The 25568-nt window shown below is 72.3% G+C and carries 29 protein-coding genes; 16 read left to right on the forward strand and 13 right to left on the reverse strand.

Annotated elements, in window-relative coordinates; translation table 11 throughout:
* Window positions 1–3: 3 nt before the first annotated feature.
* A complete protein-coding gene (locus ABEB28_RS22370) occupies window positions 4–900 on the reverse strand; it encodes a DMT family transporter (protein WP_345730124.1) in 897 nt (298 codons plus the stop codon).
* On the opposite strand from ABEB28_RS22370, the gene ABEB28_RS22375 reads away from it, so the two are divergent.
* The 4 genes from ABEB28_RS22375 (at window position 899) to ABEB28_RS22390 (ending at window position 5983) form a co-directional block, all read left to right on the forward strand.
* The gene (locus tag ABEB28_RS22375) at window positions 899–2317 is read left to right on the forward strand and encodes an aminotransferase-like domain-containing protein (RefSeq protein WP_345730125.1); all 1419 of its coding nucleotides are present in this window, start codon (window positions 899–901) and stop codon (window positions 2315–2317) included. The genes ABEB28_RS22370 and ABEB28_RS22375 overlap by 2 nt on opposite strands.
* A gap of 8 nt (window positions 2318–2325) precedes the next feature.
* Window positions 2326–2964, forward strand: coding sequence for a hypothetical protein (locus tag ABEB28_RS22380; RefSeq protein WP_345730126.1), 639 nt, complete (start codon window positions 2326–2328; stop codon window positions 2962–2964).
* 99 nt (window positions 2965–3063) lie between these two features.
* Window positions 3064–4794 (forward strand): PAS domain-containing sensor histidine kinase, encoded by a 1731-nt coding sequence (locus ABEB28_RS22385; RefSeq protein WP_345730127.1) that lies wholly within the window; start codon window positions 3064–3066, stop codon window positions 4792–4794.
* Window positions 4795–4837: 43 nt separating this feature from the next.
* Window positions 4838–5983, forward strand: a complete 1146-nt coding sequence (locus ABEB28_RS22390; RefSeq protein ID WP_345730128.1) for a hypothetical protein — start codon at window positions 4838–4840, stop codon at window positions 5981–5983.
* A 61-nt stretch (window positions 5984–6044) separates the two neighbouring features.
* Here ABEB28_RS22390 and ABEB28_RS22395 read toward each other — a convergent pair whose 3' ends face one another.
* On the reverse strand, window positions 6045–6899 hold the full coding sequence (locus ABEB28_RS22395) for a mycofactocin-coupled SDR family oxidoreductase (protein ID WP_345730129.1): 855 nt from the start codon (window positions 6897–6899) through the stop codon (window positions 6045–6047).
* An 88-nt stretch (window positions 6900–6987) separates the two neighbouring features.
* Between ABEB28_RS22395 and ABEB28_RS22400 the strand changes: the two genes are divergently transcribed.
* Window positions 6988–7920 carry a LacI family DNA-binding transcriptional regulator gene (locus tag ABEB28_RS22400; RefSeq protein ID WP_345730130.1) on the forward strand — a complete coding sequence of 311 codons (933 nt, stop codon included), beginning with the start codon at window positions 6988–6990 and terminating at the stop codon, window positions 7918–7920.
* 15 nt (window positions 7921–7935) lie between these two features.
* On the opposite strand, the gene ABEB28_RS22405 is transcribed toward ABEB28_RS22400, so the two are convergent.
* The 3 genes from ABEB28_RS22405 to ABEB28_RS22415 form a co-directional block, all read right to left on the reverse strand.
* Window positions 7936–8310, reverse strand: a complete 375-nt coding sequence (locus ABEB28_RS22405) for a VOC family protein (protein WP_345730131.1) — start codon at window positions 8308–8310, stop codon at window positions 7936–7938.
* Between the two features lie 52 nt (window positions 8311–8362).
* Window positions 8363–9559 carry a cytochrome P450 gene (locus ABEB28_RS22410; protein ID WP_345730132.1) on the reverse strand — a complete coding sequence of 399 codons (1197 nt, stop codon included), beginning with the start codon at window positions 9557–9559 and terminating at the stop codon, window positions 8363–8365.
* Window positions 9560–9662: 103 nt separating this feature from the next.
* A complete protein-coding gene (locus ABEB28_RS22415; RefSeq protein WP_345730133.1) occupies window positions 9663–10106 on the reverse strand; it encodes a DUF3592 domain-containing protein in 444 nt (147 codons plus the stop codon).
* Between the two features lie 108 nt (window positions 10107–10214).
* Between ABEB28_RS22415 and ABEB28_RS22420 the strand changes: the two genes are divergently transcribed.
* The 9 genes from ABEB28_RS22420 (at window position 10215) to ABEB28_RS22460 (ending at window position 18064) form a co-directional block, all read left to right on the forward strand.
* Window positions 10215–10589 carry a GntR family transcriptional regulator gene (locus ABEB28_RS22420; protein ID WP_345730134.1) on the forward strand — a complete coding sequence of 125 codons (375 nt, stop codon included), beginning with the start codon at window positions 10215–10217 and terminating at the stop codon, window positions 10587–10589.
* Window positions 10586–11470: an ATP-binding cassette domain-containing protein gene (locus ABEB28_RS22425; protein WP_345730135.1), complete on the forward strand. Its 885-nt coding sequence runs from the start codon at window positions 10586–10588 to the stop codon at window positions 11468–11470. Before ABEB28_RS22420 ends, ABEB28_RS22425 begins: the two co-directional genes overlap by 4 nt.
* Window positions 11467–12186, forward strand: coding sequence for a hypothetical protein (locus ABEB28_RS22430; protein WP_345730136.1), 720 nt, complete (start codon window positions 11467–11469; stop codon window positions 12184–12186). Before ABEB28_RS22425 ends, ABEB28_RS22430 begins: the two co-directional genes overlap by 4 nt.
* 71 nt (window positions 12187–12257) lie before the next feature.
* Window positions 12258–13217, forward strand: coding sequence for an ABC transporter substrate-binding protein (locus ABEB28_RS22435; RefSeq protein WP_345730137.1), 960 nt, complete (start codon window positions 12258–12260; stop codon window positions 13215–13217).
* Entirely contained in the window at window positions 13214–13978 is a 765-nt protein-coding gene (locus tag ABEB28_RS22440) for a class I SAM-dependent methyltransferase (protein ID WP_345730138.1), read from the forward strand. The genes ABEB28_RS22435 and ABEB28_RS22440 overlap by 4 nt, the downstream gene beginning before the upstream one ends.
* Entirely contained in the window at window positions 13975–15006 is a 1032-nt protein-coding gene (locus ABEB28_RS22445; RefSeq protein WP_345730139.1) for a FecCD family ABC transporter permease, read from the forward strand. Before ABEB28_RS22440 ends, ABEB28_RS22445 begins: the two co-directional genes overlap by 4 nt.
* The gene (locus ABEB28_RS22450; RefSeq protein WP_345730140.1) at window positions 15003–15785 is read left to right on the forward strand and encodes an ABC transporter ATP-binding protein; all 783 of its coding nucleotides are present in this window, start codon (window positions 15003–15005) and stop codon (window positions 15783–15785) included. The genes ABEB28_RS22445 and ABEB28_RS22450 overlap by 4 nt, the downstream gene beginning before the upstream one ends.
* Window positions 15786–15842: 57 nt before the next feature.
* Complete coding sequence (locus ABEB28_RS22455; protein ID WP_345730141.1) at window positions 15843–17126, forward strand: alpha-hydroxy-acid oxidizing protein; 1284 nt, start codon at window positions 15843–15845, stop codon at window positions 17124–17126.
* Window positions 17127–17164: 38 nt separating this feature from the next.
* A complete protein-coding gene (locus ABEB28_RS22460) occupies window positions 17165–18064 on the forward strand; it encodes a DUF6910 family protein (protein ID WP_345730142.1) in 900 nt (299 codons plus the stop codon).
* A 4-nt stretch (window positions 18065–18068) separates the two neighbouring features.
* Here ABEB28_RS22460 and ABEB28_RS22465 read toward each other — a convergent pair whose 3' ends face one another.
* The gene (locus ABEB28_RS22465) at window positions 18069–18419 is read right to left on the reverse strand and encodes a hypothetical protein (RefSeq protein ID WP_345730143.1); all 351 of its coding nucleotides are present in this window, start codon (window positions 18417–18419) and stop codon (window positions 18069–18071) included.
* A gap of 304 nt (window positions 18420–18723) precedes the next feature.
* On the opposite strand from ABEB28_RS22465, the gene ABEB28_RS22470 reads away from it, so the two are divergent.
* On the forward strand, window positions 18724–19602 hold the full coding sequence (locus ABEB28_RS22470) for a crotonase/enoyl-CoA hydratase family protein (RefSeq protein ID WP_345730144.1): 879 nt from the start codon (window positions 18724–18726) through the stop codon (window positions 19600–19602).
* Window positions 19603–19641: 39 nt separating this feature from the next.
* On the opposite strand, the gene ABEB28_RS22475 is transcribed toward ABEB28_RS22470, so the two are convergent.
* The 6 genes from ABEB28_RS22475 to ABEB28_RS22500 form a co-directional block, all read right to left on the reverse strand.
* Complete coding sequence (locus ABEB28_RS22475) at window positions 19642–19812, reverse strand: hypothetical protein (protein WP_345730145.1); 171 nt, start codon at window positions 19810–19812, stop codon at window positions 19642–19644.
* A gap of 117 nt (window positions 19813–19929) precedes the next feature.
* The gene (locus ABEB28_RS22480; protein WP_345730146.1) at window positions 19930–20148 is read right to left on the reverse strand and encodes a hypothetical protein; all 219 of its coding nucleotides are present in this window, start codon (window positions 20146–20148) and stop codon (window positions 19930–19932) included.
* A gap of 136 nt (window positions 20149–20284) precedes the next feature.
* Window positions 20285–20740, reverse strand: coding sequence for a GNAT family N-acetyltransferase (locus ABEB28_RS22485; RefSeq protein WP_345730147.1), 456 nt, complete (start codon window positions 20738–20740; stop codon window positions 20285–20287).
* A 27-nt stretch (window positions 20741–20767) separates the two neighbouring features.
* Window positions 20768–21541 (reverse strand): SDR family NAD(P)-dependent oxidoreductase, encoded by a 774-nt coding sequence (locus ABEB28_RS22490; RefSeq protein ID WP_345730148.1) that lies wholly within the window; start codon window positions 21539–21541, stop codon window positions 20768–20770.
* Window positions 21538–22539 carry a fumarylacetoacetate hydrolase family protein gene (locus ABEB28_RS22495; RefSeq protein ID WP_345730149.1) on the reverse strand — a complete coding sequence of 334 codons (1002 nt, stop codon included), beginning with the start codon at window positions 22537–22539 and terminating at the stop codon, window positions 21538–21540. The genes ABEB28_RS22490 and ABEB28_RS22495 overlap by 4 nt, the downstream gene beginning before the upstream one ends.
* 161 nt (window positions 22540–22700) lie before the next feature.
* Window positions 22701–23135: an ATP-binding protein gene (locus ABEB28_RS22500; protein WP_345730150.1), complete on the reverse strand. Its 435-nt coding sequence runs from the start codon at window positions 23133–23135 to the stop codon at window positions 22701–22703.
* Window positions 23136–23343: 208 nt separating this feature from the next.
* On the opposite strand from ABEB28_RS22500, the gene ABEB28_RS22505 reads away from it, so the two are divergent.
* Complete coding sequence (locus tag ABEB28_RS22505) at window positions 23344–24300, forward strand: helix-turn-helix domain-containing protein (RefSeq protein WP_345730151.1); 957 nt, start codon at window positions 23344–23346, stop codon at window positions 24298–24300.
* On the opposite strand, the gene ABEB28_RS22510 is transcribed toward ABEB28_RS22505, so the two are convergent.
* Entirely contained in the window at window positions 24272–25441 is a 1170-nt protein-coding gene (locus tag ABEB28_RS22510; RefSeq protein WP_345730152.1) for an MFS transporter, read from the reverse strand. The two genes, ABEB28_RS22505 and ABEB28_RS22510, sit on opposite strands and share 29 nt — an antisense overlap.
* Between the last annotated feature and the right edge of the window lie 127 nt (window positions 25442–25568).

Here is a 25568-nt window from a genome sequence, read left to right on the forward strand (position 1 = left end):
CGGTCAGGTCCGGGTGCGTTGGGTCACCGCGATGCAGCCCACCACGACCAGTGCGGTGACCGGAGCGAGCGGCGAGAGGTGCTCGCCCATCAGCAGGACCGCCCACACCAGCGTGAGCAGCGGCTGGGCGAGTTGCAGTTGGCTCGCCTTGGGCACCCCGATCAGCGCCATGCCCCGGTACCAGACGACGAACCCGCCGAACTGCGACACGGCCGCGAGGTACGTCATCCCGACGATCGTCGTCGCGGTCAGGTGCACCGGCTCGGCGACGAGCGCGAGCACGGTGACGAGGGTGCTGATCGGGAGTGCGGCGATCACGCCCCAGGCGATCACTTGCCAGCCCGGCAGGTACGCCGTGAGGCGGCCGCCCTGGGCGTACCCGGCGGCGCACAGCAGGAGCGCGCCGAGCAGGTAGACGTCGCCGAGCGTCGGAAGCCCGTGGCTCTGCTGCAGTGCGAACCCGACGACGGCGAGGGCGCCGAGGCCGGCGGCGGCCCAGAACGTGCCGGAGAGCCGTCGCCCGGTCAGCGCGGACGACAGTGCCGCGGTGGCCAGGGGGAGTACCCCGATGATGACGGCCGAGTGCGCGGTGGTGGACGTCTGCAGCGCGAGCGTCGTCAGTAGCGGGAAACCGAGCACGCAGCCGACGGCCACCGTGAGCAGGGCCGGCCAATGGTCCCGGGCAGGCACCGGCACCCGGGCGCCCGCCAGGCAGGCCGCCGCGAGGAGGCCGGCGAGCAGACCGCGGACGCCGGTCGTGGTCCACGGTCCGAGGCCGTCCAGCGCCCAGACGGTGGCCGGAAAGCTGAACGAGAACGCCGCGACGGCGAGTGCGGCGAGGAGGGTGCCGCTCCGGACCGCTACCGCCGCCGGCCGGGTAGCGCTATCTTGTGCTGTCATGAAGGACGGTAGCAGTTTCGGCCAGCTGCTCGCTGGGCTGCGCACGGAGCTGAGCCGCTACTCGGAGGGCGAGAAGCTGCCGTCGAGCCGGGTGCTGGTCCGGCAGTACCAGGTCAGTCCGGTCACGGTGTCCCGAGCCATCGCGGTTCTCGCGGCCGAAGGGCTCGTCACGTCCCGGCCCGGCGCTGGCGTCTTCAAGGCCTCCGCTCGGCGCGACCGCGGCGCCCTCGGTGACGTCTCCTGGCAGGAGGTGGCGCTCAGCGCGGACGCGGGCGCCCGGGGAGCGGACGCAGCCAGCGTCCTGGCGACGCTGACCACCCCGCCGCCGGAGGTCATCGACCTCAACGGCGGGTACCTGCACGCGTCGCTCCAGCCGGAGCGTGCGCTCGCCGCCGCGCTGGCCCGCGCCGGCCGTCGACCCGGCGCCTGGTCACGGCCACCGGTCGAGGGCCTGACCGAGCTGCGGGCCTGGTTCGCCCGCGACGTGGGGGGACCGGCTGGGCCGCTCGGCGTCCCGGACGTCCTGGTCACCGCGGGAGGGCAGACCGCGCTCACCACCGCGCTCCGGGCGCTCGCGGTTCCGGGCGCACCGGTGCTGGTCGAATCCCCCACCTACCCGGGCCTGCTCTCGGTGGCCCGCGCTGCCGGGCTGCGCCCGGTACCGGTGCCGGTCGACGCCGACGGCGTGCGCACCGATCTGCTCGCGGAGGCGTTCGCCGCCAGCCGGGCCCGGGTGTTCGTCTGCCAGCCGCTGTTCTCCAACCCCAGCGGCACGGTGCTGTCCCCGACCCGGCGCACCGAGGTGCTGACCATCGCCCGGGAGGCGGGCGCTTTCGTCGTCGAGGACGACTTCGCGCGTCGCCTCGTGCACGCCGACTCCCCGCCGCTTCCCCGTCCGCTCGCCGCCGACGATCCGGACGGCGTCGTCGTCCACGTGCGGTCGCTGACCAAGGCGGCGTCACCCAGCCTGCGCATCGGGGCGTTGACCGCGCGCGGACCAGCGTTGGAGCGCCTCCGGGCGATTCAAGTCGTCGACAGCCTCTTCGTTCCCCGGCCACTGCAGGAGGTGGCACTCGAGCTCGTCGGCTCACCGGCCTGGGCGAGCCACCTCCGGACGCTCGCGGCTGCACTGCGCGACCGCCGCACGGCGCTGGTCGACGCGCTCGCCGAGCTCCGGCCGGATCGGACGCCACGCGGCGGCTACCACCTGTGGATCCGGCTGCCGGACGGCACCGACGAGCGGGCGGTCGCCGCGACCGCGCTCCGGGCCGGTGTGGCGGTCACCCCGGGCGGCCCGTACTTCGCCGCCGAAGCGCCCGCCCCGTATCTGCGGCTCAGCTACGTCAGCACACCCGGAACCGCGCAGCTGGAGGAGGGTGCCGGCCGCCTGCGCGTGGCCTTGCGGCCGTACGGTTGAGTGCTCGCATGAGGACGGTTGGACGGATAGCGGTGGCCGGATGCTCGGTCGTCGGAGTGGGTCTCGTGCTGGTCGGGCTGCAGGGGCTGCCCGGAGTACTGACCGGCGGCGATTACCTGCTCAATCCCGGCGAGTACGCGGTACTCAACCGCGTGTTCGAGCATCCGTTCCTGCTGGCGACCGGCGGCGTCGTGCTGCTGCTGGTGGCGATGGCGATCGGCGTCCGGCGTCGTTTCGTACGGTTCGGGGCGCTCGGCGTCGCGGGCCTGCTGGTGGCGTTCGGGCTCTGGCTCGGCTTCCCCCTCTCGTCGGAGCCCGGTCTGCCGACCGCCGGTCGGCAGACCGTCGAACACCGGTCGCCGGACGGGCGCTACACCGCCGCCGTCACCCGCTGGGGGAAGCTGCAGGGGCCGGCCTGGCTCGTCGTCGTCCGGTCGAACGACGGCCTGTGGAGCCGCGAGCACCTGGTCGGGTGCGTCGACGGCAACGGCGGGCTGGGCCTCGACCGTGTGGCGTGGGTGGATCCGACGACGCTCCGGCTCTACCGGAGCGACGAGGAGGAGTACGACTTCCGTCTCGACGCGACGACCGGCGCGCCCGACCACGAGCTGTACGGCGGCGACGTGGACGCCTGTTACCAGCTCTAACCTGGTCCGCCGCGCCGACGTCCTCCGGCACAAGTGAATCATTACGACATACCGCCCGATAACATCCACTGAGACGATCACGGGCGCAGGGGGGAAGTGATGGGCGGCAACGCTGGGCGGGTGGCAGCAAAGCCGGAAACCGGGAGTGTTGTCGCGCCGTCGCCGGCCGAACTCGCGCGCCGCCTCGCTCACCCGTCGATCCGGGCTCCGTTGGCGGTCGCCCTCACCAACGCGGAGGGCTACATCGAATGGGTCAATCCGGCGTTCTCTCGACAGACCGGCTACGCGGCCGGCGAGGTGATCGGACGCGATCGTCTTGATCTTTTTCGCGGTGCCGTGCTGAGAACGGGGGAGTTGGACCGAATTCGGCAGGCAATGGCGAGCGGCCAACTGATCGAGGCGGAGTTCCAAACTCTCACCCGGACCGGACAGCCGTACTGGGTTTCCTGTGTTGTCGCGCCGTCGGAGGAAGACGGTGAGGCGCGGTCCTTTGTCTTCGCCGAGGAAGACATCACCCAGCGGCGGCGGAGTGACGATGCCGCGCGCGCGGCGATCCAACGCGCGGAAGCGTTGGCCGATACGCTGAGCGCGGAACGCGAGTTGTTGGTGAGCGTGCTCTCGACGATTCCGCACGTCGTATTCTGGAAAGACGCGGAGAACCGGTATCTGGGATGCAACGAAGCATTTCTCCGATTGCGCGGAATCGCGTCGGAGAAGGCGCTCGTCGGACACACCGAAGCGGAGCTCCCGGACGGCGACGACTTCGTCGACACGATCCGCAGACTGGAGAAGAAGGTCGTATCGGCCGGGGAGCCGGTCGTCGACCACTCGATCGTGGTCACCGATCCCGACGGCAGGCAGCGCACCATGCTGCTCAGCATTCTTCCGCGCTACGGACAGCATTCCGGCATGGACGGTGTGATCGGCGTCTGCGCCGACGTGACCCAGGCGAGCGAACTCGAACGGCAGTTGGCGCAGGCGACGCGCTTGGAGGCCGTCGGTCAGCTGGCTGCCGGGTTGGCACACGAGATCAATACGCCGGTGCAGTACGTCTCGGACAACGTGCTGTTCCTCGCCGACTCGGTGGGGGACATGCTCAACCTGGTGCAGTCGGTGGCGACCGCGGTGGGCGCCGCGGACGACGGCGCCGCGGAGGCGGATTACGAGGAACGGTGTCGAACGATCCGGTCGCTGGTCGGGAGCGTCGACCTGGAATTTCTGAAAGGCGAGATACCGGGCGCGCTGGAGCAGACGCTGGAAGGCGTCGGCCGGGTCGGTGAGATCGTCCGGGCGATGAAAGAATTCTCTCATCCGGGCCAGGGGCGGTCCGACACCGATCTCAATCGCGCGGTCGAGACCACGGTCCAGGTGAGTCGGAACGAATGGAAATACATCGCGGAGCTCGACCTGGACCTCGACCCGGCGGTGGGAATGGTTCCTTGCTACGAGGGCGAGCTGAAGCAGGTGATTCTCAACCTCATCGTGAATGCCGCGCACGCGGTGGAAGCCGCCCGGCCCGGCGAGATGGGGCGCATCGAGGTGGCCACGCGACGCGCCGAGAACGAGGTCCTGGTCTCCGTGGGTGACAACGGAACCGGCATGGACGAGGCGACCCGCGCCCGGATCTTCGACCCGTTCTTCACCACCAAAGGGGTGGGGAAAGGAACCGGGCAGGGATTGTCGATGGCGCACAACTGCATCGTCGGCAAGCACGGTGGTGCGATCGAGGTGACGTCGGAGGTCGGCCGGGGATCGACGTTCACGATCCGGCTGCCCCTCGTCGCGCCGGATGCGGAGCCACCGGGGGTCGACAGCGACGACATCTTCTGAGGCCGTCCTTCCCGGCGGGTGCCGGAGCTGCGAGGCTGACCCGGTGCCGGACACCGAACCGTCGACCTCCGGCGTTCCCCCGGTAGACGCCGACGCGCTGAACACCGCCGCTGCGGAGGCACTGCGGGCACGGTTCGGGCCGCTCACGCTCACCGAACTGACGCCGTTGGCGGGCAGTACGAGGGCGCGGGTGTTCCGGGCCCGTCTCGTCGGCCGCGCGGGCGTACCCACATCGGTGATCGTCAAGGCCCCGGTCGCGGTGGCGCCGCCGCGCGAACGGGTCGCGCTCGACGTCCTCACCCGCGCCGGTGTACCGGGGGTTCCGGAGCTGCTGGCCGCCGCGGACGTGCCCGAGTTGCTCGTCCTGGCAGATGCCGGGACCGGCTCCTCGCTCGCCGATCGTCTCATCGGCTCCGATCCGGACGCCGCCGGCCGGGCCGTGCTGGTCTGGGCGGAGGCGATGGCGAGGTTCCAGGCCGCGACGGTCGCGCTCGGGCCGACGTTCACCGACGCGCTGGCGGCGCTGACGCCGCTCGGACCGCCGCCCACCGAGCTCACCCGCGAGCTGTTGTCCTCCGCCGCGGCCGGTCTCGTCGAGTATCTGCCACGCTTGGGCGTAATCCCACGCCCGGCCGCGCTGGACGCGCTCCGGCAGCTGGCCGACGGACTCGACCCGGACGCGTACACCCTCGACCCCGGGGACGCGTGCCCGGACAACAACGTCGAGACCGCCGAGGGGCTGGTCCTCATCGACTTCGAGTTCGCCGAGTACCGCCACGCCGGGTGGCAGGCGGCCTACCTGCGGGTGCCGTGGCCCAGCTGCTGGTGCAGCTGGCGGCTGCCGGCGGCGGTCGCCGACCGCGCTCTCGACACCTGGCGCCGGACGCTCGCCCCAGCGCTGCCGGCGATCGCGTCCGACCGGTTCGACCGAGAACTGGAGCTGATCGTGGCGGGCTGGATCCTGCTCTCGGTGAGCTGGTTCCTGCCGGCGGCACTGGACGGCGACGCGTCGACGACCAGCACGGGCCGTCCCCGACCGACCCGGCGCCAGCTGATCCAGCACCGTCTCGGGCAGCTCGCACGGGCGGAGGAGCCCGGTGAGCTGGTCGCGCTCGCCGCCGAGGCGCACGCGGCCACGGAACGCGCGTGGGGAAGGGTGCCGCTCCCGCTGGCTCCCGCCTGGCGCTGATCGCACGAACCGGGCCGGGACACTCCCCGCCACGGGGGAGTGTCCCGGCCTGGGTGGCGGGTCAGCGGTTGGTGCGGCCCAGGTCCACCGGTAGCTGAACGCCGGTGACGTGACGCGCTTCGTCGGACGCGATCCAGGCGACCGCCGCCGCGATGTCGTCGGCCTCGCTGATCTGCGTCGGCAGGCTGCCCATGTACAGCAGGCCGTGCTGCGGCATGGTGGGGAGCAGGGTGGAGATCTCGGTCATCTGCAGACCGGTGTTCACGCCGAACGGGTGCACGGAGTTGACCCGGATCCGGTACTCCGCGAGCTCGTTGGCGAGCGTCTTCGCCAGGCCGGTGACGCCGTGCTTCGCCGCGACGTAGTCGGCGAGCAGCGGCAGCCCCACCAGACCGGCGACCGAGCTGGTGAACGTGATCGACCCGCCGGTGCCCTGCTCGATCATGATCGGGATCGCCGCCTTGGCGGTGTGGAACGCGCCGGTGAGGTTGATGTCGATCGTCGTCTTCCAATGCTCGGCGTCGATCTCCCACGCCCGGGCGGCGCTCGTCATGCCGGCGTTGGCGATCACCACGTCGAGGCGGCCGAGCTCGGCGACCCCCGCTTCGACCGCGGCCTTGACGCCGTCGAAGTCGCGGATGTCGGTCTGGCTGGTCACGATGCGCCGGTCCAGCTTCTCGACCAGGCGGACGGTCTCGGCGAGGTCCTCCGGCGTCGACCCTGCGTAGGTCGTCGTCGGTAAGTCCGCGCAGATGTCCAGCGCGATGATGTCGGCGCCCTCGGCGGCCAGGCGGATGGCCTCGGCCCGGCCCTGTCCGCGGGCGGCGCCGGTCACGAACGCGACCTTGCCCTCGAAGCGCCGCGCGATCGGGGTGTTCGGGACCGGCGGTTCCGGAACCGGGTTCGGGGTGGTCATGGGGGTCGTCTCCTTCTGTCGCCGACCTACACTAAATCGCTTTAGCTGACGGTACGGTACGGGGGGACGCGAGAGGAAGGGGTGAGTTGTGCCGCGATCGAGGGTCACGCTGGCCGACGTGGCCCGGCGCAGCGGGGTCTCCCCGGCGACGGTGAGCTTCGTGCTGAACCGGGTGACCGGGCAGACCATCCCGGCAGCCACGCAGGAGCGGGTCCGCCGCGCCGCCGAGGAACTCGGGTACGTCCCGCACGGCATCGCGCGGGCGCTCCGGGAAGGCACCTCGCGGCTGGTGCTGCTCAACGTCGGGCAGCTGCCGCGGCGCACCAGCCTGGAGGGGTTCGTCGACGGGCTGGACGAGGAGCTCACCCGGCTCGGCCACGCGCTCCTCGTCCGCTACGGCGACCGTCCCGGCGACTCGCTGCGCCGCGTCGTCGAGGCGACCTCACCGCGCGCAGTGCTCGACCTCGCGCGGCTCTACGCGTCCGATGATCCGGACGCCCACGACGGCGGGTGGCTCACCGGGCTCGCGGCGCACACGCTGACCCAGATCGGCTACCTCGTCCGGCGCGGGCACACCGCGCTCGGGTTCGTGCTGCCGGCGGACCCACGGGTCGCGCGCCTGGCGCAGCTGCGCTGGGAGCAGGCCCGGACGGCGGCCGGCGCGCTCGGGCTGCCGGAGCCCGTCGCGTTCACCGTCGCGGCGGACCGCGCGGAGACGCGGGAACGGCTGCGGGACTTCCGGCGCGCGCATCCCGCGGTGAGCGCGGTCGCCGCCTGCGACGACGACGTCGCGATCCGGACGCTGGTCGCGCTGGCGGACCTCGGCCTCTCCGCACCCGCCGATCTGGCGGTCATCGGGTTCGACGACACGGAGTACGCGGCCCTCTGGACCCCCGCGCTGACCACCGTCCGGATCGAGGCGGTGGCGTACGGGCGATGCGCGGCGCGGCACGCGCTCGGCCTCGATCCGGGGCCGTTGCCGCCGGACCCGGCGACCGTGGTCGAGCGCGAGTCGGCGTAGCGCCCGTGTGGTGGGCTACGCCTCCGCCCACACCCCCAGCTCGTTGCCGGTCGGGTCGGTGAAGTGGAAGCGGCGCCCACCGGGGAAGTCGTAGGGGCCGTTCACGACGGTGCCACCGGCGTTGCGCACCGCCTCGACGGACCGGTCGAGGTCGGTGGAGAACAGCAGCACCAGCGGGCCGCCGCCCGCGTGGACCTCCGCCTCCGCACGCAAGCCGCCGACCTCTGCGGACCCGCCCTCGGGGCTCTGGATGCCGGCGTACCCCGGCCCGTAATCGTTGAACTGCCACCCGAACGCGTCGGCGTAGAACCGCTTCGCCGCGGCGAGGTCGGTGACCGGGAGCTCGATGTAGTCGATGGCGTGGTGCCGGTGTGCGGCCGTCTCGGACATGAACCCGATTCTGCGCGCCCGGTACGACACTTCCGCCGCGCCGCGCGTGTTCCTAACGGCCGCGGGGCGCGGTCGGCGTGAACGAGACCGGCAGCGTCTCGTACCCGCTGACGAACATCGCCGGGCGCAGGGCGGGCTCGCCCGGCCCGGTCAGGTGCAGGTCGGGGAACCGGTCGAGCAGCGCCGTGAAGACCGACTCCAGCTCCAGGCGCGCGAGCGAGGCCCCGAGGCAGAAGTGGGGACCGATGCCGAACGCCAGGTGATTGTTGGGGCTGCGAGCCGGATCGAACCGGAACGGGTCCGGGAACACCGCCTCGTCACGGTTGGCCGACGGGTAGAGCAACAGGACCTTCTGCCCCTGCCGCAGCTCGCGACCGTGGAGCGTGACGTCGCGGGTCACCGTCCGGGCCATGTTCCGGATCGGGGTGACCCAGCGGAGCATCTCCTCGATCGCCGAGGGCAGGAGGCTGCGATCGGCGCGCAGCCGTTCCCAGTGGTCGCGCTCGGCAAGCAGCTGGTAGAGGCCGCCGGAGATGACGTGCCTGGTGGTCTCGTCGCCGCCGATCAGCAGCAGTAACGAGTCGAAGTACAGCGTCTCGTCGTCCAGCCGCTCGCCGTCGACCTCGGCGTGGACCAGCACGCCGATCAGGTCGTCGCCGGGCGCGGCCCGCCGGTCGGCGAACACGCCGGTGAAGTACTCCCGGGACTCGGCCATCGCGGTCGCCATCCGGCTGATCCGCACGGGGTCCGCGCGCTGGCCCTGGACCGCCATCATGTCGTCGGACCAGCGCAGCAGGTCCTGGTAACGCTCGGGCCGGACGCCGAGCTGGTCCCCGATCACGATCAGCGGCAGCCACGCCGCGACCGCGGAGACGAACTCGCACGCACCGCGCTCGCAGATCCGGTCGAGCAGGGCGTGGGTGATCTCGTCGATGCGGGGCCGCAGGTCGGCGACGCGGCGTGGGGTGAACCCCTTGCTGATCAGCCGCCGTCGCAGGAGATGCTGCGGGTCGTCCTTGTCGATCATCATCGGGGTGGCCGGGGTCTCCGGCCGGATGCCGCCGGCGCTGGAGAACAGCTCGGGGTGCAGCGACGCGTCCTTGATGTCGGCGTAGCGGGTGAGCCCCCACACGCCTCCGTTCGCGTCCCAGTACACCGGGTCGTTGGCTCGCAACCAGGTGAGCGCCGAGTGGGGATCGCCGCCCCAGAAGTCGCCGCTGGTCAGCTGCGGGGTCTCCGTCGTGGTCATGGCCGAGCACCTCCGCGGGCGGTCGTTGCGCCGGGCGGTCGATCCGATCCATCGTGGACGTGCGATCCGCAGCTTACCGGCGGACGCCGGCCCGCGCGGCGACTCAGCGAAGCGCCCGGCGGTTGGTTCGGGCCAGCGCGATCGTCGCCACCGTCGTGCCGATCGCGCCGACGACGGCCGTCCCGGCGAGCGTGTACGCCATGCGGTAGTTCACCGGCGCCCGCGCGTCCCGCACCTCCGACTCGGGGTTCTCCGGGTCGTAGACGACCGGGATCTCGTCACCGGCGGACGGGGCCGGTCCGGGGGCTTCGTCGCCCTGCCCGACCTTGGTCCGGACGGTCCGGCCGTCGGCCGTCCGGAACTCGACCTCGATCCGTTGCTTCTTCTCGGTGACCTCGACGACGCGTGCGGTGGCCTCCTGGCCGCGGTCCTCCAGGGCGCGATCGTTGCTCCAGACGGTCCAGGCGGCGTAGGCGAATCCGAGCACGACCACGAGTCCCAGAGTCGCGAACAGCGGCGTGGGTGGCCGCTTCGTCAGCGTGCGCATGTGGATCTCGATTCCCCGGGGAAGCGCGCCCGGAAACCCTGAGTGGACAGACGCGGCGGCTCTGTGGTTCATTAGTAGGGTAATGAACCACAGAGCCGGAGAGGTGTCGTGTTCGATGACCGCAGCCCGATCTACCGGCAGATCGCCGAGCAGATCAAGGCCGACATCCTGCGCGGCGTGCTGGGCGCCGACGACCAGGTCATGTCGACCAACCAGTACGCCGCGTACCACCGGATCAACCCGGCCACGGCCGCCAAGGCGCTCCAGCAGCTGGTCGAGGAGGGCGTCGTCTACAAGCGTCGGGGCATCGGCATGTTCGTGAGCCCCACCGCGCACCAGACCCTCCGCGCGCAACGACGGGAGCGGTTCTTCGCCGACGTCGTCGCACCGATGGTGGCCGAGGCCCGGATGATCGACATCCCGCTCGCCGAGGTCGCCGACCACATCCGGCGGCTCGCCGATGACACCAGGAAGGACCGATGACACCGACGATCGACGTCGCCGACCTGTCGTACCGGTACGGGACGACGCTCGCGCTGGACGGGGTGAACTTCTCGTTACCCGGTGGGAAGATCTACGGCTTGCTGGGCCGCAACGGCGCCGGCAAGACGACGCTGCTCTCGGCGCTGGCCGGCTTCCGGAAGCCGTCCGCGGGCACCGTACGCATCGATGGGCAGCCGGTCTTCGAGAACGCCCAGGTCGTCCGGCAGGTATGCCTCATCCAGGAGAGCAGCAACGTCGGCGACCGCAGCGACACGCTCCACGACATCCTGGACTTCGCGCGACGGCTCCGGCCGGGCTGGGACGCCGCCTACGCGGCGCGGCTGGTCGAGAAGTTCGAACTGCCGAGCCGTACCAAGCTCGGTGAGCTGTCCCGCGGCCAGCGGTCGGCCTTCGGCATCGTGGTCGGCCTGGCGTCCCGCGCGCCGGTGACGATGTTCGACGAGGCGCACCTCGGTATGGACGCGCCCACCCGCCAGGCGTTCGCCGACGAGCTGCTGCAGGCCTTTCTGGAGCAGCCGCGCACGTTCGTGGTCTCCACCCACTTGATCGAGGAGCAGAGCCCGCTGTTCGAACGGGTGCTGATCCTCCACGAGGGGCGGGTCCTGCTCCACGAAGACCTCGACGATCTCCGGGCCCGCGGCGTCGCGGTGACCGGACCGGCCGCCACCGTCGACGACTTCGTCGCCGACCTCACCGTGCTCGGTGACCAGCGGCTCGGTCCGACGAAGTCGGCCATGGTCTACGGCGAGTTCGACGACGAGCGGCGCGCCGCCGCCCGCGCGGCCGGCCTGGATCTCGGGCCGATGGCCGTGCAGGACCTCTTCACCCACTTGACCCGATCCACGGGAGGTGCCCGATGACCGACCGGGACCGGCGCTGGCCGATCGCCGCCTACCTCTTCACCGCTCATCTGCCGTTCCTGATGCTCTGCGTGGCCGCCCTGGTCGGGTTGGCCGGACTGGTGCTCGCCGGGGTGGCGCTCTTCGGCACGGTCCGGATCAGCGCGCTCGACGCCGGTGGCCAGTTCCTGCGCTGGCTCGCGCTCGGCTACGGCGCGCACCTCGTCTACACCCTGCTGCCGACGTGCCTGGTGCACGGACGCACCCGCGGTGAGTTCCTCCGCCAGCTGCCGGTGTTCCAGGTCGGCGCCACCGGAGTGATCGCCGCGCTCGTCACGCTCGCGTACGCGGGGGAGGCGCTGCTCTACCGGGCAGCCGGCTGGCCGCAGGGCTTCCAGGAGGACCGCCTCTACGACCAGGGGACCGACGCCGCGTTGATCCTGCTGACCTACTGGAGCGGCTTGCTGGTGTGGATGGCGACCGGGTCGCTCCTCGGTGCCGCGTTCTACCGCCTCGAGGCCGGCGGTGTGCTGGTCCTGCCGCTGGTCGTCGTCCTGCTCGCCGTCAACGGCCTGAGCACAGGCGTCTTCGACCTGCCGCTGCTCGGATCGGTGCTCGGCTCGCACGACCTGGGGGTGCCCGCGGTCCTGGCGATCGCCGTGGCCAGTGCCGTCGCTGCGCTCGCCGCGACCTGGGCGCTCGCCCGCGACATGCCGATCCGGACGCGAGCGGCCTGACCGGGTGGGCACCTGACGGGTGGAAAGTCGCGTGCTAGCTTCTGCCCATGAAAATCATTTCCGTTAGCGCTGTGGGTTTAGCGGCGCTGCTCCTGGTCAGCGGCTGCGGGGCGGACGACCCCGCCCCGGCGCGGGCCGCCTCGGTGAACGTGACCAACTGCGGGCAGAACGTCTCGGTCGCGGCCCCGCCGCAGCGCGCGCTGAGCCTGGAGCAGAACGCGACGGAGATCCTGCTCAGCCTCGGTCTGGCCGACCGGATGATCGGAACCAGCTACCAGACCGACCCCGTCCTCCCCGAGCTGCGCGACGAGTACGAGCGGGTTCCGGTTCTCGCCGCCCGCTACCCCTCCCGGGAAGCCGTGCTCGACGCGCAGCCGGACTTCGTCTACTCCACGTTCACGTCCGCGTACGCGGGTGACGCGGCCGGCGCCCGGGCCGACCTGCGGAAACTCGGAGTCCCCGCCTACCTGTCCCGGTTCGCGTGCGAGAAGCCGGCGGACGGCCAGCCGGTCGTGAACTTCGACGGTCTGTTCGCGGAGATCACCGAGGTAGCCGACCTGTTCGGCGTCTCCGACCGCGGCGCCCGCCTGGTCGCTGCCCAGCGGGCACGGCTGGACGCCGCGGTGCGCGCCGCGGACGCGCCCGCCGACACGTCGGTGCTCTGGTACTACTCCGGCACGTCGACGCCGTACGTCGCCGGCTCCGGTGGGCTGCCCGCCGCGATCAGCACGCTGCTCGGCGTCCGCAATGCCTACGGGGACGCGAAGCAGACCTGGCCGGCGGGCAACTGGGAGCAGATCGCCGAGCGGAATCCCGACGTCATCGTCGTCGCCGACCTCACCCGCGGAGGAGACGGCGACAGCGCGCGATCCAAGATCGACTTCCTGCGCTCCAACCCGGTGACCGCGCAGCTGGACGCGGTGAAGGCGGGCCGGTTCATCACGGTCTCGGGTTCGTCGATGGATCCGTCGGTGCGCAGCGTGGCGGCGGTCGAGCAGGTCAGCGCCGGGCTTGCGGAGCTGCCCCGATGAGCGCGCTCGACCCCGACGTCGGTCGGCGGCTGCTGGAGGAGTGGGACGTCCAGCAGAGCGCGTACGTCGCGCACCGGGAGCAGCGCTTCGGTGTGCTGCTGGAGGTGGTGCGGCTGCACCTGGGCGACGAGGTGACGGTGCTGGACCTGGCGTGCGGACCCGGCGCGATCTCGGAGCGAGTACTGACCGCGCTTCCCGGTGCGTCGACGATCGCCGTCGACTACGACCCGATCCTGCTGACGGTGGCGCGCGCCGCGCTGGCGGTCCACGGGGACCGGGCGCGGGTGCTCGACGTCGACTTGGCCGCGCCCGGGTGGACGCGTGCGCTCGGCGTCGAGAAGGTGGACGCGGTGCTCAGCTCCACCGCGCTGCACTGGCTCTCCCCGGCGCAGCTGCTCGCGACCTATGAGGCCGCGGCGACGCTGCTCCGGCCGGGCGGCCTGCTGCTCAACGCCGACCACCTGCGGTTCGACGCCGCGTTCCCGACGCTCCGCACGCTGGCCGAGCAGCACGACGCGCAGACCCAGCGGGCCGGATTCGCGGCCGGCGCGCTGGAGTACGACGCCTGGTACGCCGAGGCCGCGCGGGAACCGGCGTTGGCTGCACTGGGCCCGGAGCGGCAGCGGCGGTTCGCCGATCGGCCGCCGCAGGCCCTGGCGCCGCTCGACTTCCACCTCGCCGCCCTGCGCGCGGCCGGTTTCGCCGAGGTCGGAACCGTCTGGCAGTACTTCGACGACTACGTCGTGCTCGCGCGACGATGACGGCGACGCTCTCCCGGCGGCCGATGTCCGGGTGGGTGCTCGCCGCCGCGCTGAGCGGCCTCGCGCTCAGCGTGCTCGGTGCCGTGACCGTCGGCGTGGCCGACCTCTCGCCGGTCGACGTGTCCCGGAGCCTCGCCCGGCACGTCGGCCTGCCGGTCACCCCGCTGCCGCCGCTGGCCGACAGCATCGTGTGGCAGCTCCGGCTGCCGCGCGTCCTGCTCGCCGGGCTGGTCGGTGCCGGCCTGGCCGTGTGCGGTGCGGTGCTGCAGGCGCTGACCCGCAACCCGCTCGCCGACCCGTACCTGCTCGGGATCTCCGCGGGCGCGTCCACCGGCGCGGTCTCGGTGCTGGTGTTCGGGCTGGGCGTCGGCGCGATCGCGCTCTCCACCGGCGCGCTGCTCGGCAGCCTCGCCGCGTTCGGCGCGGCGCTCCTGCTGGCCGGTCGGCGGTGGACCGAGCCGCGGCGGATCCTGCTGGCCGGCGTTGCCGTCGGCCAGCTGTTCGCCGCGGCGACCAGCCTCGTCGTCGTGTCGGACGCGACCGCCCAGCAGACCCGCAGCATCACGTTCTGGCTGCTCGGGTCGCTGACGATGGCGAGCTGGGCCACGGTGGCGCTGAGCGCGGCGGTGGGTGGGGTCGCGCTGACGATCTGCTGGGCGGCCGCACCCGCACTCGACGCGTTCTCGTTCGGAACGGACGTGGCGCAGTCCCTCGGATTCGCGCCCGCCCGGGTCCGAGCCGTCCTGTTCGTCACCACCGCACTCCTGACCGCCGTCCTCGTCGCGGCCAGCGGCGCGATCGGCTTCGTCGGCCTCGTCATCCCGCACGCGGCCCGCTTCCTGGTCGGCGCGCGGCACCGCGTGCTGCTCCCGGCCTGCGCGCTGATCGGCAGCACGTTCCTGATCTGGGCCGACACCGCCGCCCGGACCGTGTTCACCCCGCAGGAGATCCCGGTCGGGGTGGTGACCGCGCTCGTCGGCGTCCCGGCGTTCGCGGTGCTGCTCCGTCGACGTTCGGGGGAGCGATGAGGCTGCAGGCGCACGCGCTCGACCTCGCCGTCCGGACGAAACGGCTCGTCGTGAGCGCGACGCTGGACGCCCCCTCCGGCAGCTTCGTCGGCCTGGTCGGTCCGAACGGTTCGGGCAAGACGAGCCTGCTGCGGCTGCTCGCCGGTCTGTCCCGGCCCGACTCCGGCCGGATCCTGCTGGACGACGTCGACCGCGCCACCCTCAGCCGGCGGGCGCTGGCCCGGCGCGTCGCGTACGTCGGTCAGCACACCGCGCCGGACGCCGATCTGACCGTGCGGGACGTCCTGCTGCTCGCGCGCATCCCGCACCGGGCGTTGCTCGCGCCGGTCACGGCGGCGGATCACGAGGCGGTGGACGATTCGCTCGACCGGGCCGGGCTCTCCGGGTACGGGCCGCGGGACTGGGCGTCGCTCTCCGGGGGTGAGCAGCAGCGCGTCAACATCGCGCGGGCGCTGCTGCAACGCCCGGACGTGTTGCTGCTGGACGAGCCGACGAACCATCTCGACATCCGCCACCAGCTGGAACTGCTCGACGACCTCGCGCGGTCCCCGCTGACCGTCGTCGCGGCGCTGCACGGCCTGGACCTCGCCGCCCGGTTCTGCGACCGCCTCGTCCTGCTCGACGCCGGGCGGGTGGTGGCCGCGGGACCGCCGGTGGAGGTGCTCACCCCGGAGCGGATCGCCGCGGTGTTCGGGGTGGCCGCCGACGTCACGCTCGATGAGGAGGGGCGTCCGCTGCTGCGGTGGTACCGCCTGCCGTTGGCGGGGGCGACAACTTAACGTGGTAATCCGGGCCCGGATGAGGACGATGAGTTGTCGGCCCCGAGAGGAGACACCGTGTCGGAGAAGAACGTCGCAGGACCCGGGCGGCGGCGTCAGAACGACATCTACCGGGCCGGCGTCCTCGGCCGGCGGCCTGCCGTCCCGACGGACTTCCCCGAGCTGGAGCGCCGGGCGCGGAAGGCCAGCACCGCGACCGGCTGGGCCTACGTCGCCGGGGGCGCCGGTCAGGGACGGACGATGCGCAACAACCGGGCCGCGTTCGACCGCTGGGCGATCGTGCCCCGGATGCTGCGCGGCCACGCGACGCGGAACCTGTCACGGAACCTGCTGGGGACCGAGCTGACCGCGCCGATCCTGCTCGCACCGGTCGGGGCCGGCCAGCTGATCGCGCCCGACGCCGACCTGCACACCGCCCGCGCCGCCGCCGCGACCGGCGTGCCGTACGTCTTCACCAACCAGGGCGGCACTCCGATGGAGGAGGCCGCCGCGGCGATGGGGGACACGCCCCGCTGGGTGCAGCTCTACTGGAGTACCGACGAAGGGCTGGTCGACAGCCTGATCCAGCGGGCCGAGGCGATCGGTGCCGGTGCGCTGGTGATCACGCTCGACACGACGCTGCTCGGGTGGCGGCCCCAAGACCTCAACCTGGGCTCGCTGCCGTTCGCGCGCGGACTCGGCATCGCGCAGTACACCTCCGACCCCCGCTTCCGGCAGCTGGTGGCCGAGCGGATCCGGCGCGCCGCGTCCGCCCGGCCCGAGGTGACGCTCGGCGCGATCAAGTCGCTGCTCTCGATCACCCGCAACCATCCGGGCTCGTTCCTCGACAACCTCCGTTCGCCGGAGCCGCGCGCGTCGGTGGAGACGTTCCTCGACATCTACTCCAACCCCCGGCTGAGCTGGGACCACATCGCCACCCTGCGCGACCGCACCCGGCTGCCGGTCGTCCTCAAAGGCATCGTGCACCCCGACGACGCGAAGCAGGCGTTCGCTCTCGGGGTCGAGGGGATCGTGGTGTCGAACCACGGCGGGCGGCAGATCGACAGCTCGATCGCGGCCCTCGACGCGCTCGTCCGGGTGCGCGAGGCGGTCGGACCGGACGCGACCGTGCTGATGGACAGCGGGATCCGCAGCGGGGCCGACGTGTTCACCGCGCTCGCGCTCGGGGCCGACGCCGTCCTGCTCGGGCGGCCGTACATGTACGGTCTGGCGATCGCCGGGCAGCGCGGGGTCGAGGAGGTCATCGCGAACGTGATCGCCGAGCTGGAGCTGACGATGGCGCTGACCGGCGTCCAGAACCTCGCCGAGATCACCCGCGACCTGGTCGTGCGCAACCCGTGATCCGGTGTCGCGGCCGCGCAGGCGGGTAGCACCGGATCATGCGGGTAGAGCTGGAGGAGACAGCAGAGCTGCGATTCGGAGACGGGTCGCCGGTGCGTGCGGCGTCGGCGATCGCGCCGTTCGGCGACGGGTGGCTCGTCGTCCAGGACGACGCGACCCACGCGGCGTGGTGGCGGGTGGGCGCGGTGACCGCGGTGCGCGTCGTCGAGCCGGTCGACGGGCTGGACGTCTTCAGCGAGGCCGAGGGCACCAAACACCTCAAGCCGGACTTCGAGGCGGCGTGCCCGGTGGCGCCGGATCGGGTGCTGCTGCTCGGCTCCGGCTCGGCGGCCGCGCGGACCCGCGCGTCGCTGGTGACGTCGCAGGGCGCGTTCACCGTCGCGGACCTGACCCCGGTGTACCGGGCGGTCGCCGACGCGCTCGGTCTGCGGGACGGCCAGCTGAACCTGGAGGGTGCGTGCCGGGTGGGGGACCGGATGCGGTGGTTCCAGCGCGGCAACCTGCACGCGGGCGTGCCGACGATGTCGGTCGACGTCGATCTGGCGGCGCTGCTGGCGGCGGTCACCGGGGTCGGCTCCGCCGACCGGGTGGAGGTCGGTGCCGTGCGGCGGTACGACCTCGGCGCGGTCGACGGCGTCGGGCTCGCCGTCACCGACGCGGTGACGCTCCCCGATCGGCGGGTGCTGGTCAGCGCGGCGGCCGAGGACACTCCCAACGCGGTCGACGACGGGCCGGTGGTCGCCTCGGCGCTGGCCCTGATCGACGGCGACGAGGTGCGGGCCACCGTCGAGCTCCCGGAACACTCCGGCGGGGCGCACAAGGTGGAGGGCCTGGCGATTCGTGAGGAGACCACGGACGGCGTGCGGTTGTGGGCGGTCGTGGACGCCGACGACCCGGCGGCGGCGTCGCAGCAGCTGGTGCTACGCCTCCGCTGGTGACCGCTCAACCGGCAGGCGTCGCCTTGCCGGTCACGGCGAGGTAGATGAAGAGGGCCGCCACTCCGATGAAAAGGACGTGGAAGAGCCGGACGACGATCGGCTTGTCGAAACCCGGTGGCGGGCTGCCGAACCGCGGGCGGTGCGCCGCGAGCCGGTCGGCGGCGCCGCCGACGTTGAACACGACGACCAGTGCGTAGGCGACGCCGGTGCCGGCGAAAGCGATCACCGCGGCCGGTGTCCAGGAGGCATCCGTCGAGAAGGCGACGAACGCGGCGAGCAGCGCGATCGCGTAAGCGATGAAGAGGGCACGAGTGAGCGGGGTGAACGCGCTGCGGCTCCGCGTGGTTGTCTCCATGCGGGGGGCAATTCCCGGAGGCGCCGCTGTCTACACCGGACAAGCGACCGCGCCGGTCACAGCCCAGCGGCGATCGAGTTGATCAACGCCCGTGACTCGTCGGGCGGCGCTGCGAGTTCTTCCAGCCTGCGGTAGATCGCACGGTAGCGGCGGCACGTCCGTGTGGCCGCAGGCTCTCCGATCGAGTGTCCTCGCGATCGCTGGTTCTGGCGGCCCGGTCGAGGGTCGGTGCCGGGGTGGAGCTTCGGCTGTTGAAGGATGTCGGACGAGGCACCGGGGCGGGCATTCCGAGTAAGGGGCAACGATGGAGTACGAGACGATCCGCTACGAGGTCAGCGACCGCATCCTGACGTTGACGCTGGACCGGCCGGACCAGCTCAACGCGTTCACCGTGCGGATGGCCGAGGAGCTGGTCGACGCGTTCGGCCGGGCCGGCGCGGACGACGACGTCGCGGCGATCGTCGTCACGGGCAGCGGGCGGGCGTTCTGCGCCGGGATGGACCTGTCGGCGTCCGGCAACGTCTTCGGGCTCGACGAGTCGCTGCGCCCGACGCCGGACGAGCTGCGGGAGCGCCTGGACGACCCGGAGATCCTGCACGGCGTCCGGGACACCGGCGGCCGGGTCTCGCTGGCGATCTACGCGTGCACGAAGCCGGTGATCGCCGCGATCAACGGCCCCGCGGTCGGCATCGGGGCGACGATGACGCTGCCGATGGACGTCCGCCTCGCGTCCGAGAAGGCCCGGATCGGGTTCGTGTTCGGCAAGCTCGGGATCGTGCCGGAGGCCTGCAGTTCCTGGTTCCTGCCGCGGATCGTCGGGATCAGCCGGGCCCTGGAGTGGACCTACTCGGCCGACATCCTGTCCGCGGCCGAGGCCCACGAGGGCGGGCTGGTGCGGCAGGTCCTCCCGCCGGACGAGCTGCTCCCGGCCGCGTACGCGCTGGCCGCGAAGTTCACGACCGATCGGTCACCGGTGGCGACGGCGCTGACCCGGCAGCTGATGTACCGCAACAGCGCCCAGCCGCACCCGCTGGAGGCGCACCTGAGCGACTCGCTGGCGATGTTCTACACGAGCATCGGCGACGGCAAGGAGGGCGTGCAGGCGTTCCGGGAGAAGCGGAAACCCCACTTCGGTGGCCGGGCCAGCCACGATGTCCCGGACGTGTTCCCGACCGCGGACTGAGGTGCGAGGCGCCTCCGAGGTGAAGGCGCCCCGCGGCGCTCAGAAGAAGCGACCGGTTGTCACGGTGCCCTCGAACCGGCGGGTGTCGGCCGCGGACGGGCCGACGTCGAAGCTGGTCGTCTTCTTCTTGGTGATCCTTCCGACGTGCACCTTCTCGGTCTGCGACACAAAGACCGGCTGACCGTCCTTGGCCAGGTAGGCGATGTACACGGCCGCTGCCGCGAGTTGCTTGCCGTACTTGCAGATGCTGGTGATGTCGGCGACCTTGTTGGTGATCTCCGCGTCGTAGGCGGCGACGCGGGCCAGGTAGTTCGGGCTGTTCTTCAGCTATTTCAGCTTCTTCACGACCGCGCCGAGGCCGCAGGCGACCGTGCTCACCGCCGCGCCGTCGACGAGATTGCGCACGATGCGCTCGGCGTCGGCACCGCTGTAGGTGCCGGACAGAACCTTCGGCGGGGGATCCGCCGCGACGGCCGGGGCCGCGAGGACGAAAGTGGAGAAGAGGAACGCGACGGCGGTGATCGCCGTGGCGAGGGTTCGACGCATATCGGGTGTCCTTTCGCTGGGCACGTGAGCCCAACGGTCTTTACGTCCCTCACCGTCGTGGGTCGTTCACCCGGTCGTCTCCCGCCGAAATGCTCCTTCGTACTACCTGTTAGTCCGGTTGCGGAGGCGGCTCCGGTCAGAGGTCGACGACGGCGACGGTCTCGCCGTCGCTCTGTTCGCCGGTGAGGCGGAAGCCGAGCTTGAGATAGAACGGCCCCGGCCCGCCGTCCCGAGGCTCCCAGGTGACGTAGGCGCGGGTGCCGCCGCGGCGGCGGATCTCGGCGCAGACCGCGTCGACGGCGAACCGGCCATAGCCGTTGCCCTGTGCGTCGCCGGCGATGTTCAGGCGCCAGAGCCCGGAGCGCCGGTCGTCGGGGTTCCGGTCGGGCGCCCACGGCAGGTCGAGGAAGGCCATGACGAAGCCGACCAGCCGTGGGCCGTCGTAGATCAACCGGGGCCACGCGTTGTCCCGGTAGACGTACGCCTCGGCCAGCGACCGGATCACCGGCGCGACGAGGTCCTCCTGGTCGGGGCGCACGGTCAGGGCGAGCGCCGCCTCGTAGTTCGACGGGGTGATCTGCTGCAGTCGCATGCCGTCGGACCGTAGCGGTTCGCCGGCTCAGCTCCCCGGCGGACGATACGACGGGCGGAGCGCGTCGGAGACGGTCTTGGCGCCGCCGTGGGAGCCGGCGCCACCGTCCACCGGAATCTCGGCGCCGGTGACGAACGAGGCCGCGTCGCTGAGGAGGAAGGCCACTACCTCGGCCACCTCCTCGGGACGTCCGGCGCGGCCGAGCGGGGTCTCGGCGACGGCGGCGGCACGGAACGCGGTGACGGCCGACGCGGTCATCGGCGTCTCGACGAACCCGGGGTGGACGATGTTGACCCGGATGCCGCGGGGGCCGAGCTCCAGACAGGCGGCGTGCGTCAGGCCGCGCAGCGACCACTTGCTGGCGGTGTACGCGATCGGGTAGTGGCCCTGCACGGCGGCGAGCGAGCCCACGTTGACGATCGACGCGCCGGCGGGCATCAGCGGCGTCAACGCCTGGATCCCCAGCAGGGGGCCGAGGACGTTGACGTCCTGCACGTGCGTGAACGCGTCGGGCGTGACGTCGCCGAGCCGAGCGCGCCAGGTGGTTCCCGCGCAGTTCACCACCCCGTGCACCGGCTGCTGCCGGTCGCGCAGCTCGTCGGCGAGCGCCGCCCAGGCGGCTTCCTTCCGGACGTCGAAGGCCCGGACGTCGGGAGCCCGGACGTCGGGGGTCGCCTCGTCGGACCGGGTCGTGACCAGGTCGAGCCCGAGCACGTTGGCACCGGTCGCCCGGAGCTTCGCCGCTACCGCCGCACCGATGCCGGACCCGGCACCGGTCACCACGACGGTCGGTGTCGTCACCGGGCGACCCCGGCCCTCCGGGCGACCTCGGCGCTCCGCGCGGCCGCAGGGTCGCGGCGGCGGACGGCCGGGAGCGCCGGTGCGGGCGCCGCGCTGGTGACCCGGTTGGTGAGCGTGCCGATGCCCTCGACGGTCAGCGTCACCTCGTCACCGTCGCGCAGCGGCGGCGGGTCCTGCTGCCCGCGGCGACCCCACAGCTCGGCGAGGCATCCGCCGTTGCCGACGGTGCCGGAGCCGAGCACGTCCCCGGCGACGACCCGGCTGCTGCGGGACGCGTAGGCGATCATCGTCTCGAACGTCCAGCCCATGTTCGAGAGCAGGTCGCGGCCGACGACCTCACCGTTGACGGCGGCGGTGCACTGCAGGTCCAGGAATCCGTCGCCGTCGCGGTACGGCTCGAGCTCGTCCGCGGTCACGATCCACGGACCGAGGGTGCTGGCGAAGTCCTTGCCCTTGGCCGGACCGAGGTTGACCTTCATCTCCCGGCTCTGCAGGTCCCGCGCCGACCAGTCGTTGAGGACGGTGTACCCGAAGACGACGTCCCGGGCCTGCTCGACCGAGAGGTTGTGGCCGTCGGAGCCGATAACGACCGCGACCTCCAGCTCGAAGTCGCGGGCGACGGAGTCGGCCGGGAACGGCACGTCCTGGCCGGGGCCGAGGATCGTGTGCGGGTTGGTGAAGTAGAACGTCGGGGCGGCGTACCAGGCCTCCGGCACGCCGCCGGTGCCGTCGACGCTGCGCCGTACGCCCTCGACGTGCTCGGCGAACGCGACGAAGTCACGGACGCTCGCCGGGGCGAGCGGCGGGAGCAGCCGCACGTCGGCGAGTGGGACGCCGGCCGAGTGGGCGACGGTCTCGGCGCCGAGCGCCAGCGCCGCGTCGAGCCCCAGCGCGACGACCGCGCGGGCGTCGAGGTCGTCGGCGAACGGGTGGATGCGGTCGTCGCTGACGACTCCGGCGTGCTGCCCGCCGTTGTGCACGTAGGTGGCGATCCGCATGCGGCTCCTTCGCCGAGTCGTTCGTGCCGACGACGGCAGGATGACCCTGCGGTTTCCGGCCGATTACCGATGACTCGACCACTCTCGGGCAGCAGCCGGGCCATGGGGAAGACCGATTTCCTGATGCCGGCCATTCGCCCAGTCAATGGCTGCGGGCGCGGTCAGACCTCGCGGTCGTCCGCGCGGACCGCGGGCCTGTCGTCGGGCTCACCGGTGACCCGGACGGTGAACCACACCGTCTTGCCGCCGTGGTGGTCCTCGGCGCCCCAACGGTCCGCGATGTGTTCGACGAGCTGCATGCCCCGTCCGCGGGCGGCCCGGTGGTCGAGCTGGCGGACCATCGGGCGCACCGAGGAGCCGTCGGTGAGTGCTACCCGAAGCCAGTCGCCGGAGTGCGACAGCTCGAGCTGGAAGCTGGATTCGCCGCCGACGTGCTCGACGGCGTTGGAGACCACTTCGCTGACGAGCAGTACGACGTCGGTGTGGTGCTCCGTGGCGACACCCCAGGCGGTGAGCAGGCTGGTCGTGATGCGCCGGGCGGTCTCGGGGGAGCCGGGTGCGGGTGGGAGGTCGATGCGGGCGTTGGACGTGGTCATTCGGGCCTCGGTCAGGTCGTTCGTCGCCGGGACGCGCACCCGGGGCGTCGGGTCCGTCGCGCGTCGCAATCCAGTCTGTGCCCACTGCGCCCGGCGCGTATGCGGAATTCTCGGCGCGTGAGACGCGACACGCCGTCAGGTTCTCGACACTCTACGGTCACGTGACCGAGCGCGGAATGCGGAGCGCCCGCCGAGCCTTGGTCGGAGCATGGAGTCTCCGGCGTGGCGAGCACCCGTCTCCTGGCAAGCGTCGGCGTCCCCCGCCGACGCGGTGTCGAACCTGCTCGATCGATTGCGGTGGACGGCGATCGGCTACTCCCGGGACGCGATCGGGCCGGGCGCCGGCCGATCGTTCCGGGGTGCCGAGACGCGATTCCACCACGTGGTCGCCGGCACCGTGACGATCATCGGATCGGCGGGCCCGGTGCGGCTGGGGCCGAACGACGCGGCCCTCGCGCTGCGCGGCGGGGACTACGCGGTCCGGGCGGAGACGACCGCGGTGGTGCTCAGCGCGGCGCTCGAGGAGGTCGGCGGGCCGGACCTGGTCGCCGATCGACTGCCGCTGTTGCTGCTGAACTGCGGCTTCGCGACGAAGGAGCCGCTGGCCGCGATGTTGCTGGACCGGATGGAGGCCGAGGTCGCGGACGCCCGGCCGGGGGCGGCGTCGGTGGTGTCGCAGCTGGCGAACGTCGTCGCGGCCACGGCGTTGCGGGCCTGGGTGGAGAACGGCTGTGACGTCGAGGGCTGGCACCGGGCGGCGGGCGACCCGGACATCGCGCGGGTGACCGCTGCCGTCCGCGACGATCCGGGCCAGCCCTGGACCGTGGACCGGCTGGCCCGGGTCGCGCACGCCTCCCGGTCGATGTTCGCGGAGCGGTTCCGGCTGGTCGTGGGGGAGTCGCCGGGGCGGTACGTGCTGCGGATCCGGATGGAGCGCGCCAAGCAGTTGCTCCGCCGGGACGGGTGGTCGGTGGCGCGGACCGCGGTCGCGCTCGGGTACGGCTCGGAGGCGGCATTCAGCCGGGCGTTCCGTCGCTTCGTCGGCGTGCCCCCGAGCGCCTGGCGCCAGACTTCCCGCCCGGCGGCGGACGGTCCCGGCCTCCCACCCGTGGTGGGGGCCGGAGCCGGCGCCGACGTCACGAGCGGCGCAGCGCCGCGAGGCTGAGGCCGCCGAGCACCGCGGCGACACCACCCGTCACCAGGGCGGCTCGCACGCCCGCGCCGTCGACCAGCAGACCACCGGCGAACGCGCCCACCGCGATCGCGACCTGGAACGTTGCGATCATCAGCCCGCCGGCGCTCTCCAGCCGGTCCGGCTCGGTCCGCGCGATCCAGGTCTGGAACGCGGTGGGCACCGCACCGAAGCCGATGCCCCACACGGCGACCGCGACGAACACCAGCGCGGTCGTGTCCACCGCGGCGGCGAAGGCCAGCGTCGCGCCGCCGATCAGCAGCGGCGCGCCCAGGACGAGCAGCGGCAGCCGCCGGTCGGCGAGCGGGCCGGCCGCCAGGTTGCCGACGACGTTCGCGACGCCGAAGAGCAGCAGCAGCGCCGCGAGCAGCCCGGCGTTCAGCCCTTGCACCAGCGCCGTCGCGGTGCGGAGGTAGGTGAACGCGGCGAAGTGCCCGGCGGCGACCAGGCCGATCGCGATCAGCCCGGCGAACAGCACCGGCCGGCGCAGCGTCTCGGCGAGCGTGCGCAGCCCGGGGGAGCCGCTCGGCGGCACGGCAGGCAGCCACCGCGCTTGCGCCAGCACGGTCAGGAGACCCGCGCCCGCCGCGAGCGCGAACACGCCCCGCCAGCCCCAGACCTCGCCGAGGTAGGCACCGAGCGGCACCGCGGCCACGGCCGCGACCGTGCTGCCCAAGTTGACGACGGTCAACGCCCGGCCCAGCCGGTCGGCCGGGACCAGCGCGGACGTCACCGAGATCGAGAACGCCCAGAATCCGGCGAGCGCGGCGCCGAGCAGCAGCCGGGAGACCAGCAGCAGCCAGTAGCTCGGCGTCAGAGCCACCAGGACGTTGGAGACGACGGCGAGCGCCATCAGTCCGATGAGCACGACCCGACGATCCTGCCGGGGGAGCAGCACCGCGATCGTGGGGGCGACGATCGCGCCCATCAGCGCGGTCACGGTGACCGCCTGGCCGGCGGTGCCCTCGCTGACGCCGAGGTCGGCGGCGATCCGGGGCAGCATGCTCGCGGGCAGGAACTCGCTCGCCACCAGCGTGAAGATGCCCAAGCCGATCGAGGCGACCGCACGCCAATCGGCGGTAACCGGTGGTGCGGCGGTGGCGGTGTCGGTCATCGTGTGTGCTCCTCGAAGCCGTGGGAGGTGGTGGCTTCGAGGCTGCTGCGGTGGCGGCCGGGCTACTTGATCGCCCGTCTTCGGTACCTGACCGAACGTCCGCAAGAAACGACACGGCCCCCGGTAC

It is taken from the genome of Cryptosporangium minutisporangium, assembly GCF_039536245.1.
In the GTDB taxonomy this organism is placed as follows: Bacteria; Actinomycetota; Actinomycetes; order Mycobacteriales; family Cryptosporangiaceae; genus Cryptosporangium; species Cryptosporangium minutisporangium.